The organism is Streptomyces sp. NPDC055400 (genome assembly GCF_053644375.1).
In genome coordinates this window covers 15212-28881 of record NZ_JBSHLM010000004.1, presented here as the reverse complement: position 1 = coordinate 28881, position 13670 = coordinate 15212, and the positions used below count along the sequence as shown (strand labels likewise).

Here is a 13670-nt window from a genome sequence, read left to right as displayed (position 1 = left end):
TAGGAGCAACCGATTGGGCGCGCGGTCCATCAGGCCACAACCGGTCAAGAGGCCGGCCGGAGAAGGGGAAGAGAACGGAAAGAGTCCGGAAGGTGAAATGGGGGGCGCCCCGCACCGGAGTTCCGGTGCGGGGCGCCCCCGTCGCTTCGAGCGGACCCTACGAGTGGGTGCGCAGCAGCGTCCTCATCGTGCGCATCGCGACCGACAGGTTCGCCAGGTCGAAGGCATCCGAGCTCTGGATCTCCTCCAGGGTCGTCCGCGCGCGGCCCAGGATCGGCGCGTTCTTCTCCTGCCACGCGTCGAAGCGCTGCTCCGGAGTCGACACGCCGTTCCCGGCGGCCAGCACATCGGCCGTGAGAGCCGCGTGCGCCGCGTACAGGTCCTCGCGGATCGAGGCGCGGGCCATCGACTGCCAGCGGTCGGACCGCGGCAGCTCGATGATCCGGTCCATCAGCTGCGCGATGGACAGCCGGTCCGCGAGGTCGTAGTACACCTCGGCGACGGCCAGGGGGTCCTTGCCGGTGCGGTCGGCGATCGCCACGACGTCGAGCGTCGGGAAGGCCGAGGAGAACCCGGCGACCCGCTGGGCCAGCTCCTCCGGCACACCCGCCGCGGTCAGCTCGTCCAGGATCGACTGGTACCACTCGGCGTCCGCGCCGCGCAGCATCTTCGGCATGGCCGACCACACCTGGGCGACGCCCTCGCGGAAGAAGTCGATGGTCTCGGCGAGCTGGAGCGGCTGCGGCCGGTTGTTGAGCAGCCAGCGCGTGCCGCGCTCGACCAGGCGGCGCGAGTGCAGCCTGATCCGGGTCTGGACGTCCGCGGCGACGACATTGTCGAGCGACTCGACCGCGTCCCAGACCTCGCCGAGGCCGAAGATCTCGCGCGCGGCGAGCTGCGCCCGCACGATCTCCTCCAGGGACGCCCCGGTCTCCTCGCGCAGCCGGTGCAGGAACGTCGAACCGCCGGTGTTCACCGTGTCGTTGACCAGCACCGTGGTGATGATCTCGCGGCGCAGCGCGTGCCCGTCGACCGCGTCGGTGAACCGCTCGCGCAGCGCCTGCGGGAAGTAGGCGTGCAGGAGCCTGCGCAGGTACGGGTCGTCCGGCAGCGACGTCTGGATCAGCTCGTGCGCGGCCGTGATCTTCGTGTACGCGAGGAGGACGGCCAGCTCGGGCTGGCTCAGGCCGCGCCGGGAGTTCAGCAGTTCCTTGACCTGCCGGTCGGCCGGCAGGAACTCCAGGGCCCGGTCGAGGTTCCCCTCGCGGACCAGGCGGCGCATGAAGCGCTGGTGGGCGTGGAGCAGGTCGGGCGCCTGGGCGACCGCGTTGGCCAGGGCCGTGTTCTGGGCGTAGTTGTTGCGCAGGACCAGGGCGCCGACCTCGTCGGTCATCTCGGCGAGCAGCTTGTTGCGCTGCTTGACGGTCATGTCGCCGTCGGCGACGAGCGCGTTGAGCAGGATCTTGATGTTCACCTCGTGGTCGGAGGTGTCCACGCCCGCGCTGTTGTCGATGGCGTCGGTGTTGACCTTGCCGCCGCTGCGCGCGAACTCGATACGGCCCAGCTGGGTCGCGCCGAGGTTGCCGCCCTCGCCGATCACCTTGGCCCGCACGTCCTGGCCGTCCACGCGGATCGCGTCGTTGGCCTTGTCGCCGACGTCCGCGTTCGACTCGGCGGACGACTTCACGTACGTGCCGATGCCGCCGTTCCACAGCAGGTCGACCCGTGCGTGCAGGATCGCCTTCATCAGGTCGGCCGGCGTCATCTTCGCGGCGCCCGACTCGATGCCGAGTGCCTCGCGGATGTGCGCGTTGAGCTGGATCGCCTTCGCGGAGCGCGGGAAGATCCCGCCGCCCGCGGAGATCAGTTCCTTGTTGTAGTCCGCCCACGAGGAGCGCGGCAGGTCGAACAGGCGGCGGCGCTCGGCGTACGAGGTGGCCGCGTCGGGCCGCGGGTCGATGAAGATGTGCCGGTGGTCGAACGCGGCGACCAGGCGGATGTGCTCGGAGAGCAGCATGCCGTTGCCGAACACGTCACCGGACATGTCGCCGACGCCGACGACCGTGAAGTCCTCGGTCTGCGTGTCGGTGCCCAGCTCCCGGAAGTGCCGCTTCACGGACTCCCAGGCGCCGCGGGCGGTGATGCCCATGCCCTTGTGGTCGTAGCCCGCCGAGCCGCCGGAGGCGAAGGCGTCACCGAGCCAGAAGTTGTACGACTCGGCGACGGCGTTGGCGATGTCGGAGAACGTCGCCGTGCCCTTGTCGGCCGCGACCACGAGGTACGTGTCGTCCTCGTCGTGGCGCACGACGTCGGCCGGGGGCACGACCTCGCCGGCCACCAGATTGTCGGTGATGTCGAGCAGCGCCGAGATGAAGGTCTTGTACGACGCGACGCCCTCGGCCAGCCACGCGTCACGGTCGACGCTCGGGTCAGGCAGGTTCTTCGCGACGAAGCCGCCCTTGGCGCCGACCGGCACGATGACGGTGTTCTTCACCATCTGCGCCTTGACCAGGCCGAGGACCTCGGTACGGAAGTCCTCACGCCGGTCGGACCAGCGCAGACCACCGCGCGCGACCTTGCCGAAGCGCAGGTGCACGCCCTCGACCCGCGGCGAGTACACCCAGATCTCGTAGGCCGGGCGCGGCGCGGGCAGGTCGGGGATGGCCTGCGGGTCGAACTTCATGGAGACGTACGCGTGCGGCGTGCCGTCGTCGCGCTTCTGGAAGAAGTTCGTCCGCAGCGTCGCCTTGATGACCGTCAGGAAGGATCGCAGGATCCGGTCCTCGTCCAGGCTCGCGACCTGGTCGAGCGCGCCGTCGAGCTCCTCCAGGAGCCCGTCGATCAGCTCGGTCCCGGCCCGCTGGCGCTCCGGCGACATGCGCGCCTCGAAGAGGCTCACCAGGAGGCGGGTGGTGTGGACGTTGTTACGGAGGGTGTCCTCCATGTAGTCCTGGCTGAACGTCGCACCGGCCTGGCGCAGGTACTTGGCGTACGCGCGCAGCACCATCGCCTGCCGCCAGTTCAGGCCGGCGCTCAGGACGAGGGAGTTGAAGCCGTCGTTCTCGGCGGCGCCGGTCCAGGTCGCCGTGAAGGCCTCCTGGAAGCGCTCGCGGCCGTCGTCACCGAGGTAGTCGCCGTTGCCGTTGGACTTGGGCATCTGCAGACCGAAGTCGTAGATCCACGCGGTGGTCCGGTCCGAGCAGCGCAGCTCGTAGGGGCGCTCGTCGATGACCTCGACGCCGAGCTGGTTGAGCACCGGCAGGACGGACGAGAGGGAGACCGGGGCGCCGGTGCGGTAGATCTTGAAGCGGCGCTCGCCAGGGGCGGCGCCCACGGGCTCGTACAGCGAGAGCGCGAAGTCCTTCTCGCCGCGCTTGAGCGCCTCGAGGTGGACCAGGTCGGCGACCGCCGCGCGCGGCGAGTGGTCGGCCTTGTAGCCCTCGGGGAAGGCGCCGGAGTAGCGACGGCCCAGCTCGGCCGCGCGCTCCTCGCCGCACTCCGCGTTCAGTGCCTCGCCGAAGCCGTCGGCCCACGAGCGGGCGGCGTCGACGAGCCGCGCCTCGATGCGCTCGGTGTCGGCCTCGGTCAGCACGGGCAGCTCGGTGCCCGGCTCGACGCGGATGACGAAGTGCAGCCGGGACAGGATCGACTCGGTGTTCCAGGCCGTGAAGTCGACGCTGGTGCCGTTGAGCTCTTCCTTGAGGATGTCGATGATCCGCAGGCGGACACCGGTGGTGTAGCGGTCGCGCGGCAGGTAGACGAGGGCCGAGTAGTAGCGGCCGTACTCGTCCTGGCGCAGGTAGAGCCGCAGCCGGCGGCGCTCCTGGAGGTAGAGGACGCTGGTGACGATGGCGCGCAGCTCGTCGGCCGGGGTCTGGAACAGCTCGTCGCGCGGGTACGTCTCCAGGATCTGGAGCAGGTCGCGGCCGTCGTGGCTGTTGGGCGAGAATCCGGCGCCCCGCAGCACTTCCTGCACCTTGCGGCGCACGACCGGGACGCGCCGGACGGACTCCGTGTACGCGGCGCTCGAGAAGAGGCCGAGGAAGCGGCGCTCGCCGATGACGTTGCCCTCGGCGTCGAACTTCTTCACGCCGACGTAGTCGAGGTACGAGGGGCGGTGCACGGTGGCGCGGCTGTTGGCCTTGGTCAGCACGAGGATCTTGTGCTCGCGGGCCTTGGCGCGCGCGTCGGCGGGCAGCCGGCTGAAGGACGGGCTCACCGGGTGGTGGTCGTCGCCGCCGTGCTGCGGGTCGGAGCGCAGGATGCCGAGGCCGGTGCCGGGCACGGCGGACAGCGAGTCGTCGTCGCGCAGCTCGTACTCGCGGTAGCCGAGGAAGGTGAAGTGGTCGGCGGACAGCCAGCGCAGCAGCTCGCGGGCCTCCTCGATGTCCTGGGCGCGCAGGTCGTCGGCGGTGGGCTCGCTCGGCAGGTCGTCGGCAATACGCAGCGCCGAGTCCCGCATCTTCTCCCAGTCCTCGACGGCCTCACGGACGTCGGACAGGACACGCAGCAGGTCGGAGGTGATCTGCTTCAGGTCGGCGCGGTCGGTCTCCCGGTCCATCTCCACGTGGATCCACGACTCGGTGAGCGTGTCGTGGCCGTCGGCGGCGCTGCCCGCGGGCAGGACCTCCAGGAGCTTGCCGGTGAGGTCGCGGCGCACGGTGACCTGCGGGTGGATCACGACGTGGATGCCGCGGCCCTGGCGGGACAGCTCGTTGGTGACCGAGTCGACCAGGAACGGCATGTCGTCGGTGACGACCTCGACGACGGAGTGGCTGCAGGTCCAGCCGTTCTCCTCGACCGTCGGCGTGTGGACCCGGACGTTCGCGGTGCCCTGCGGGCGGACCTCCGCGAGCCGGTAGTGGGAGACGGCCGCGCCGAAGGCGTCGACCGGGTCGCGGTCGGCCAGGTCCTCGGGGGCGGTGTGCAGGTAGTAGCGCTGGAGGAACGCGAGCACGGACTCCTGGTCCGGAGCCCCCTCACCATTCGTCCCGGCCGGGAGATGGCCCCCAGCCGGGCTGTTCTCAGCTACCCGGGCGGCCCGTGCGAGCAGCTCGGCCTTGGCTTCGTCCAGCTTGGTCTGCATTGTCCTCTGGCTCCTGTCGCGCGCCGTTGCGTGACGTTGAAGAAAGTGATGCGGCACAACGCCACGACGCGGGGTCTCCGGTCGATGTCGACGGTATGCCGGGATGAGAGATGAGCGGGCGATTATCCGCCACTTTTGGCGTATTTCCTGCCCGGAGCCGGGACGGCATCCATGTTCCGTCCCGAAGGGAATGGTCAGCGGAGCACCGGGCACGGATGTAGATCTCCGTGTGCTCCCGGCGCGGGCAGGGAGCGACGATGCCCCCGCGAGATATCGCGCTGATCACGGGTCAAGGCTATCGCCCCTCCCCCGGGAGTCGTCATGAGCCGTATGTGTACAAATACAGCGGTCGAACTTTGACACTCTGCACAGGGACAGCGACGCGGATGGATGCGTCGGGGGGTTGCCTAACGGTCCGGCCGGGTCCACGTTGAGGAGGAGACACCCCGGTCCGAAGGCTCCGAGGGGAGCGCACAGCCATGGCACCCAAGATCCTCCTGGTGACCGGCGACGCCGCCGAGTCGCTGGAAGTCCTGTACCCCTACCAGCGCCTGCGCGAGGAGGGCTACGACGTCCACATCGCCGCCCCGGAGCGCAAGAAGCTGCAGTTCGTCGTCCATGACTTCGAACCGGGGTTCGACACGTACACGGAGAAGCCCGGCTACACCTGGCCCGCCGATCTCGCGTTCGCCGAGGTCGAGCCCGAACAGTACGTCGCTGTCGTGATCCCGGGCGGCCGCGCCCCCGAGTATCTGCGCAACGACCCGGAGCTGCGCAAGATCCTGAAGTCTTTTTTCGACGCGGACAAGCCCGTGGCCCAGATCTGCCACGGTCCGCTGCTGACGGCGGCGGTCGACGGTCTGCGCGGGCGCCGCGTCACGGCGTATCCCGCGCTCGAGCCCGACATGCAGGCGGCGGGCGCGGCTTTCCGGGACGCGGAAGTGGTGGTCGACGGGACGCTGGTGTCGTCGCGCGCCTGGCCGGACCACTCGGGGTGGATGCGGGAGTTCCTCACGGTGCTGCGGGCCAAGGCGCCGGTGACCTGAGGGTCCGAGGATCTGAGGGGCCGCACGGGACGGTGGGTGGCTGCCCGCCGACGAGGGCAGCCACCACGTACGGCGCTCCTGGACGACACGGCGGAGCCCCGTTGCCACGACAGCCGACGGAGTTGACCGGATCACTGCCCGGCGCTCCGCCGCGCCGGACCACCTGGGGAACGGCACACCCCAGCCCGTACGCAGCCGGCAGCGGAGCGTGAGCGCATTCGCTCACTGCGCCAGGCGTTCCGCCACCCCCACGGCCTCGGCGAGAGTGTCCACGACCGGGGCCCCCACGCCTTCGAGACTGGCCCTGCTGTGCGATCCGCCGGTGTAGAGCACGGCCCGCGCGCCCGCGTGCAGCGCCGCCACCGCGTCGTCGGCGGCGTCCCCGATCACCACCGTGCACCCCGGCGCCACCCCCGCGCCGGCCAGCGCTCCGAGGTGGCGGACCATGTGCTCGGCCTTGCTGCCGCCGGAGGGGCCGGTGCGCCCGTCGACCCGCAGGAAGTGCGACTCGATCCCGAACTCCCGCACCAGCGGAACGAGTTCGTCATGTCCGTACATGCTGAGGATCGACTGGCTGCGGCCCGCCGAGCTCCAGTCGGCGAGGAGCAGCTCGGCCCCGTCGGCGAGTCGGCAGGCCCTGCGGTGGAGCGTGTAGTGCTGCTGGAATGCGGTGTCCATGCGCTCCCACTCGGCCTCGGTGGGCAGCCGTCCCATCAGCCGCTGGTAGAAGCGGGGGATCGGCACGCAGTACAGCTCTCTGTACCGCTCCAGGGTGATCGGCTCGAGTCCGATCTCCTCGAAGGCCGCGTTCGTCGCGCTGATGACGGCGTCGTTGTCGTGGAACAGCGTCCCGTTCCAGTCCCAGACGATGTGTGCTCCGGCTGCGTGCTTCCCCATGCCAAGAACGTACCCGCCGGGACCGACAATCGTACGTTCGCGCAGGTCAGCCGCTCAGACCGAGCAGGTTCGGGATCTCCTGCGTGGCGAACCAGAGGAGCTCGTGATCCTCGGCGCCGTCGACGACGAACTGCGCGTCGTCGTCGCCCTGGTCCGCCGCCCCGAGCGCCGCGGCGGCCGCGGTCACGTCCTTCTCGGCCTCCCCTGAGTCCACATGCACCGCGGCGGCCTTGGCGAGCCTGACCGCGTTCGCGATCCGCACCTCGCCGAGCGCGCCCGGGTCGAGCCCGCGATCCGGGTCGGCCACGGCGGCGCCGTCCGGCACGTCGAGGGCGACCACGACGCGCTTGCGCGGGGCGTCCGGCTCCCCGGCGATCATCCGCAGGGAGGCGAGAGCCGCGCGGCTGAGGGCCGCGTACTCCAGCTCCTCGATGTCGTCGGAGACGTACCACTCGCGCAGCGCGGGCGTCACGGCGTACGCGGTGAGCGGTGCGGGCCCCAGTTCGCCCGCCTTGTGCGCCTCGGCGAGACGGGGCAGGGACAGGGGGACGTACACGCGCATGGCTGGCCACCTTCGTCGGCGAGAGGGGCTTCAGGATACGTGCGGGAGTCCCCCTTCGGGGTGCCGGTCACCCCTGTCCGCACGTCCACACGGGACCCCTGCGTGACCCTCCCGAGCCCCGTCCGCACAGGGCTCGTCCGCCGTCCGATCACCCGGATAGGTGAACCTTCCGGCCGCCCGCGCCGGGCCCCTGCGGCCTTGTGAGCGGCACCCCGGGCCGCGTACAAGATCCCCAAGCGAAGTTACCGATCGGTATCCACCGGTCGGAAGCCGAACGGGGACCCAGACATGCACGAGCCCACTGCCCATGAGCCGCCGCTGCGCAAGGTGATGGACCAGCCGCGCCGCCGCCCCAGGACGACCCGGCCCCCGGGCGGCCGACCGCCCGGCAGGCAGGACGCCCGGCGCCCCGGCGCGCGGCCCGTGCGCGTCCCGCCCCAGCTGCCGCCGCACCCCGCCGAGCTGTTCACCGAGCGCCTCCTGCTGATGCTCAGCGGCCAGCGCCCCGTCCACTGGGCCTCCCGTCACTTCGCCGGATCCCTCTACGACGCCCTGATCCGGCTCGCCGAGAACCAGCCCCTCAGCGACCGGGGACGCCGGCCCGTCGTCCGCGGCATCGGCCACTACGAGCCCGAACCCGGCGTCTACGAAGTCTTCGCCCGGATCAGCGCGGGCCCCCGGCTGCACGCCCTCGCCTTCCGCCTGCACCGGGGCGACGACCACCGCTGGCTCTGCACGGCCGTCGAAATGAGCGGACGCCCGCCCCGCGGCAGCGATGCGTGAGCCCCGCCGCCGTCAGCGCGCCGGCCGCGCGTCGAGCCAGGCGTCGACCTCGTTCAGCCCCGTCACCGGCAGCGAGGGGTCGTCGACGCCCTCGTACACCGTGTACGTCACCCGGGTCCCGGCCCGCGCCCGCGCCGCCGCGGTCTCCCTCGATGGTGACGGCCGGCACCGTCGTGCCCGCGATGCCCTGCGCGATCGGCACCGGCTCGCGGTAACGGGTGACGAGCGGCGCGGCTCGGCGGGCCGGCAGCACGGCGAGTCCGGGCGCTCCGGTGCGGGGCGTCCCGTACACGAAGCCGGCGTTCTCCAGCCCCTCGCCGGCCTTCCGGCCGCCCCCGCTGTCCCGCCCCGACACCGACGAAGGGGGCCGGGCACCCTGTGCCCGGCCCCTTCACACGCGCTCCGTCACAGCGCGCCGCGCACTACTTCTTGCGGCGGCGCCCGCCCTTCTGCTGCTTACGACGCTCCGCGCGCGTGAGGCCGTCGGCCTCGGAGCGCGCCGGGCCGTCCTCGGTGACGTAGTCCATCTCGTCCACGCCGCCCTCGGCGTTCGGCGCCTGGAAGTGCAGGCGGTCCGGACGCTGTGGGGCGTCGAGGCCCTTGGCGCGGATCTCGGGACGGCCGACACCGGCGGGCACCGCGTCCTGCTTGTCCAGGGACGGCGCCGTGTCCTGCACGGGGACCTCCTCGACCTGCTGCTCGACCTGGACCTCCAGGTTGAACAGGTAGCCGACGGACTCCTCCTTGATGCCCTCCATCATGGCGGTGAACATGTCGAAGCCCTCGCGCTGGTACTCGACCAGCGGATCCTTCTGCGCCATCGCGCGCAGGCCGATGCCCTCCTGGAGGTAGTCCATCTCGTAGAGGTGCTCACGCCACTTGCGGTCCAGGACGGAGAGAACCACGCGGCGCTCCAGCTCACGCATGATCTCGGAGCCGAGCTGCTCCTCACGCGCCGCGTACTGCGCGTGGATGTCCTCCTTGACGGACTCGCCGATGAACTCGGCCGTCAGACCCGCGCGGTCACCCGCGGCCTCCTCCAGCTCGTCGACGGTGACCTTCACCGGGTAGAGCTGCTTGAAGGCGCCCCACAGCCGGTCCAGGTCCCACTCCTCGGCGAAGCCGTCGGCGGTCTCCGCGCCGATGTACTCGTCGATCGTGTCGTCCATGAAGTGCTGGATCTGCTCGTGCAGGTCCTCGCCCTCCAGGACGCGGCGCCGCTCGCCGTAGATGACCTCACGCTGCCGGTTGAGGACCTCGTCGTACTTGAGGACGTTCTTCCGGGTCTCGAAGTTCTGCTGCTCGACCTGCGACTGGGCCGACGCGATGGCGCGCGTGACCATCTTGTTCTCGATCGGCACGTCGTCCGGGACATTCGCCATCGACATGACGCGCTCGACCATCTGGGCCTTGAACAGGCGCATCAGGTCGTCACCGAGCGACAGGTAGAAGCGGGACTCGCCCGGGTCTCCCTGACGGCCGGAGCGGCCGCGCAGCTGGTTGTCGATACGGCGCGACTCGTGCCGCTCCGTGCCGAGGACGTAGAGCCCGCCGAGGTCCTTGACCTCCTCGAACTCGGCCTTCACCGCCTGCTCGGCCCGCTCCAGGGCGTCCGGCAGCGCCGCGGCCCACTCCTCGACGTGCTCGACCGGGTCCAGGCCGCGCTGACGCAGCTCCGCCTCGGCGAGGTCGTCCGGGTTGCCGCCGAGCTTGATGTCGGTGCCTCGGCCGGCCATGTTCGTGGCGACGGTGACGGCGCCCTTGCGGCCGGCCTGGGCGACGATCGTCGCCTCACGGTCGTGCTGCTTCGCGTTCAGCACCTCGTGCTGCACACCGCGCTTGGACAGCTGCTGCGAGAGGTACTCCGACTTCTCGACGGACGTCGTACCGACGAGGATCGGCTGGCCCTGCTCGTGCTTCTCGGCGATGTCGTCGACGACCGCGTCGAACTTGGCGACCTCGGTGCGGTAGATCAGGTCGGCCTGGTCCTTGCGGACCATCGGCTTGTTCGTCGGGATCGGGACGACGCCGAGCTTGTAGATCTGGTGGAACTCGGCGGCCTCGGTCATGGCCGTACCGGTCATGCCGGAGAGCTTGTCGTAGAGGCGGAAGAAGTTCTGCAGGGTGATCGTGGCGAGCGTCTGGTTCTCGTCCTTGATGTCCACCCCTTCCTTCGCCTCGATCGCCTGGTGCATGCCCTCGTTGTAGCGGCGGCCGGCGAGGATACGGCCGGTGTGCTCGTCGACGATCATGACTTCGCCGTCGATGACGACGTAGTCCTTGTCCTTCTTGAACAGTTCCTTCGCCTTGATGGCGTTGTTCAGATAGCCGACGAGCGGGGTGTTCACCGACTCGTAGAGGTTGTCGATGCCCAGCCAGTCCTCGACCTTGGCGACGCCGGGCTCGTGGATGGCGACGGTGCGCTTCTTCTCGTCGACCTCGTAGTCGCCGGTCTCCTCGATGCCCTTCAGCGGATTACCGGCCTCGCCCTTCTTCAGGCGGGTGACCAGCTTCGCGAAGTCGCCGTACCACTTGGTGGCCTGGTCGGCGGGGCCGGAGATGATCAGCGGCGTACGGGCCTCGTCGACGAGGATCGAGTCGACCTCGTCGACCACCGCGAAGTTGTGGCCGCGCTGGACGAGCTCGTCCTGGGACCACGCCATGTTGTCGCGGAGGTAGTCGAAACCGAACTCGTTGTTCGTGCCGTACGTGATGTCGCAGTTGTACTGCTCGCGGCGCTGCGCCGGCGTCATGTTCGCCAGGATGCAGCCCACGCTGAGGCCGAGGAACTTGTGGACGCGGCCCATCATTTCGGAGTCGCGCTCGGCCAGGTAGTCGTTCACCGTGATCAGGTGGACGCCCTTGCCGGACAGCGCGTTCAGGTACGTGGGGAGCGTGCCGACGAGGGTCTTGCCCTCACCGGTCTTCATCTCGGCCACGTAGCCGAGGTGGAGGGCGGCGCCGCCCATCAGCTGCACATCGTAGGGACGCTGGCCGAGCACGCGCCTGGCCGCCTCGCGGACGGTGGCGAAGGCCTCGGGGAGCAGGTCGTCGAGGCTCTCGCCGCCGGCGAACCTCTCCTTGTACTCATCGGTGAGGGCCCGCAGCTCGGCGTCGGAGAGGCTGACGAAATCCTCTTCGAGGGAGTTGACCTGGTCCGCGATGCGGTGCAGCTTGCGCAGGATCTTGCCTTCGCCTGCACGCATGATCTTCGAGAGGACGGACACGGGGGTTGGTCTCCTTGCCGGTCGGGCCTGGCACGGTCGGGTGTGACGGTATAGAGCAACGGCCATCGTATGCGAGGACCCCGGCGCGCCGGGAGGTCTGCCGTAACCACAGCCACAAGGTCAACGCACGAGGACCGCTCAAGGTGCCGCACGAAGCTGTGCACCCCGACTGCGAAAGGTAACAGCGCGCTCACCCCGCGATATCTGCTGGCGTCATGGCCGGCCTCCGAGCAGAATCGGCCGATGGAACCCGTCGCACTCACCACCGACCGCCTGCGGCTGCGCACGTTCACCGCCGAGGACACCGACGAGGTGTATCTCGCGGCCCAGGACCCCGACATCCAGCGCTGGACCACGATCCCCTCGCCCTACGCGCGCGTGGACGCCGAACACTTCGTCGGTCGCATGGTCCCGGACGGCTGGCGGGCCGACACGGAGTACACCTTCGCCGTGCGGCTCCATGACGACAGCCCCGTGATCGCCGCCGCGAGCCTGCACCACCCGCGCGCGGGCGCCTGGGAGGTCGGCTTCTGGACCGGCAAGGAGTACCGCGGCCGCGGCTACATGACCGAGGCAGTCCTCGCCCTGGCCCGCTGGGCCTTCACCGACCTGGCCTGTACGCGACTGGAGTGGCGCGCCGAGGTCGGCAACGTCGGCTCGCGCACCGTCGCCGAGAAGGCCGGCTTCACCATGGAGGGCGTCATGCGGGCGGGCCTGCCCAACAAGGGCGTACTGCGCGACTGCTGGGTCGCCTCGCTCCTCCCCTCGGACCTCGGCATCCCGGCAGTGCTGCCCTACCTTCCGGCGCCGGCGTGACGCCTTCCGGCGCCGGCCCCGACCCCCGCCCGCCAGGCCCGACTGTCAGTGCCGCGCCCTATCGTTCGGGGCATGACGACCACGCCGCGCCCCACCACCGAACTCTCCGCCGACGAAGCCCGCCGCATCGCGCTGCGGGCCCAGGGGTTCCTCGGCGCGCCGGACCGCAAGGGCGGGGTCCGCGGCGTGCTCCGTCACCTCGGAGCGGTCCAGCTCGACACCATCTCCGTGCTGGCCCGCTCGCACGAACTCATCCCGTACGCGCGCCTGGGCGCGGTCGGCCGCAGAACGGTCGAGGACGCGTACTGGACCCCGGGCACGGCCGGCGCGCCGCACGCCTTCGAGTACTGGTCGCACGCCGCGTGCATCCTGCCCGTCGAGGAGTGGCCGCACTTCGCGTTCCGCCGCCGCGCCTACCGCACCCGCCCGCACTGGTACCACGACCTGCCCGACGGCGCGTACGAGCAGGTCATCAAGCAGCTGCGCACCGAAGGCCCGCTCACGGCCACGGAGTTGGGCGGCGCGAAGAACAAGGGCGAGTGGTGGGACTGGTCCGCGGCGAAGGTCGCCGTGGAGCGCGCCCTCATGTACGGCGAGGTGGTGTGCACACAGCGCCGCAGCTGGAAGCGGGTGTACGACCTCGCAGAGCGCGCCGTCCCGGCCGAGCTGCTCCATGACGAACTGGACGACCGGGAGTGCCTTCGCCGCCTGGTCCGCCTCGCCGGACAGTCCCTCGGCATCGGCACACGCTCCGACATCGCCGACTACCACCGCCTGAAGCACGAGCAGTTCGACGCGGTCGTCGAGGACGCGGGCCTGGTTCCCGTGACCGTGCAGGGCTGGGGAAAGCCGGCGTGGGCGGACCCGGAGGCGCTCGGCACCGTCCCGCGCGGCCGTCACCGTACGACGCTGCTCTCGCCCTTCGACTCCCTGATCTGGGAGCGGGCCCGCACGGAGCGGATCTTCGGCTTCACGCACCGCCTGGAGGCGTACGTCCCCAAGCCGAAGCGGGTGCACGGCTACTTCGCGATGCCGGTCCTCGCGGGCGGGCACCTGGTGGGCCGCGTCGACCCCGCGCGCGACGGGAGCACGCTGGTCGCCAGGCAGATCTCCCTGGACGGCCCGAAGGCGGTCCCGGCCGTGGCGCAGGCGCTGCGGGAGGCGGCGGAGTGGGTGGGCTGCGACGCGGTCCGGATCGAGCGCGTCGACGCCCCTGACCTCAAGCCGGCCCTGGTCACCGCCCTCGGCTGACC

8 protein-coding genes are annotated in these 13670 nt (G+C 70.5%); 4 read left to right on the top strand and 4 right to left on the bottom strand.

Annotation, left to right across the window (positions count from 1 at the left end; translation table 11 throughout):
* Positions 1 to 157 precede the first annotated feature (157 nt).
* Positions 158 to 5086, bottom strand: a complete 4929-nt coding sequence (locus tag ACWIGU_RS11430; RefSeq protein WP_454399714.1) for an NAD-glutamate dehydrogenase — start codon at positions 5084 to 5086, stop codon at positions 158 to 160.
* Positions 5087 to 5565: 479 nt separating this feature from the next.
* Here ACWIGU_RS11430 and ACWIGU_RS11425 point away from each other — a divergent pair, with 479 nt between their 5' ends.
* A complete protein-coding gene (locus ACWIGU_RS11425; protein ID WP_100598907.1) occupies positions 5566 to 6132 on the top strand; it encodes a DJ-1/PfpI family protein in 567 nt (188 codons plus the stop codon).
* A 222-nt stretch (positions 6133 to 6354) separates the two neighbouring features.
* Here ACWIGU_RS11425 and ACWIGU_RS11420 read toward each other — a convergent pair whose 3' ends face one another.
* Together ACWIGU_RS11420 and ACWIGU_RS11415 are read right to left on the bottom strand one after the other, a co-directional pair.
* A complete protein-coding gene (locus ACWIGU_RS11420; protein WP_454399712.1) occupies positions 6355 to 7029 on the bottom strand; it encodes an HAD family hydrolase in 675 nt (224 codons plus the stop codon).
* A 46-nt stretch (positions 7030 to 7075) separates the two neighbouring features.
* Positions 7076 to 7591, bottom strand: coding sequence for a DUF6912 family protein (locus ACWIGU_RS11415; RefSeq protein WP_454399710.1), 516 nt, complete (start codon positions 7589 to 7591; stop codon positions 7076 to 7078).
* A gap of 288 nt (positions 7592 to 7879) precedes the next feature.
* Between ACWIGU_RS11415 and ACWIGU_RS11410 the strand changes: the two genes are divergently transcribed.
* Complete coding sequence (locus tag ACWIGU_RS11410) at positions 7880 to 8374, top strand: Rv3235 family protein (RefSeq protein WP_454399708.1); 495 nt, start codon at positions 7880 to 7882, stop codon at positions 8372 to 8374.
* 422 nt (positions 8375 to 8796) lie between these two features.
* Here ACWIGU_RS11410 and secA read toward each other — a convergent pair whose 3' ends face one another.
* Positions 8797 to 11601 (bottom strand): preprotein translocase subunit SecA, encoded by a 2805-nt coding sequence (secA, locus tag ACWIGU_RS11405; RefSeq protein WP_356281157.1) that lies wholly within the window; start codon positions 11599 to 11601, stop codon positions 8797 to 8799.
* 243 nt (positions 11602 to 11844) lie between these two features.
* Here secA and ACWIGU_RS11400 point away from each other — a divergent pair, with 243 nt between their 5' ends.
* Together ACWIGU_RS11400 and ACWIGU_RS11395 are read left to right on the top strand one after the other, a co-directional pair.
* Positions 11845 to 12417, top strand: a complete 573-nt coding sequence (locus tag ACWIGU_RS11400) for a GNAT family N-acetyltransferase (RefSeq protein WP_454399705.1) — start codon at positions 11845 to 11847, stop codon at positions 12415 to 12417.
* A 72-nt stretch (positions 12418 to 12489) separates the two neighbouring features.
* Positions 12490 to 13668 (top strand): winged helix-turn-helix domain-containing protein, encoded by a 1179-nt coding sequence (locus ACWIGU_RS11395; RefSeq protein ID WP_454399703.1) that lies wholly within the window; start codon positions 12490 to 12492, stop codon positions 13666 to 13668.
* Positions 13669 to 13670 lie beyond the last annotated feature (2 nt).

Coding starts and splice junctions, on each gene's coding strand:
- ACWIGU_RS11430 (WP_454399714.1), bottom strand. CDS start 5,086: ATGCAGACCAAGCTGGACGAAGCCAAGGCCGAGCTGCTCGCACGGGCC.
- ACWIGU_RS11425 (WP_100598907.1), top strand. CDS start 5,566: ATGGCACCCAAGATCCTCCTGGTGACCGGCGACGCCGCCGAGTCGCTG.
- ACWIGU_RS11420 (WP_454399712.1), bottom strand. CDS start 7,029: ATGGGGAAGCACGCAGCCGGAGCACACATCGTCTGGGACTGGAACGGG.
- ACWIGU_RS11415 (WP_454399710.1), bottom strand. CDS start 7,591: ATGCGCGTGTACGTCCCCCTGTCCCTGCCCCGTCTCGCCGAGGCGCAC.
- ACWIGU_RS11410 (WP_454399708.1), top strand. CDS start 7,880: ATGCACGAGCCCACTGCCCATGAGCCGCCGCTGCGCAAGGTGATGGAC.
- ACWIGU_RS11400 (WP_454399705.1), top strand. CDS start 11,845: ATGGAACCCGTCGCACTCACCACCGACCGCCTGCGGCTGCGCACGTTC.
- ACWIGU_RS11395 (WP_454399703.1), top strand. CDS start 12,490: ATGACGACCACGCCGCGCCCCACCACCGAACTCTCCGCCGACGAAGCC.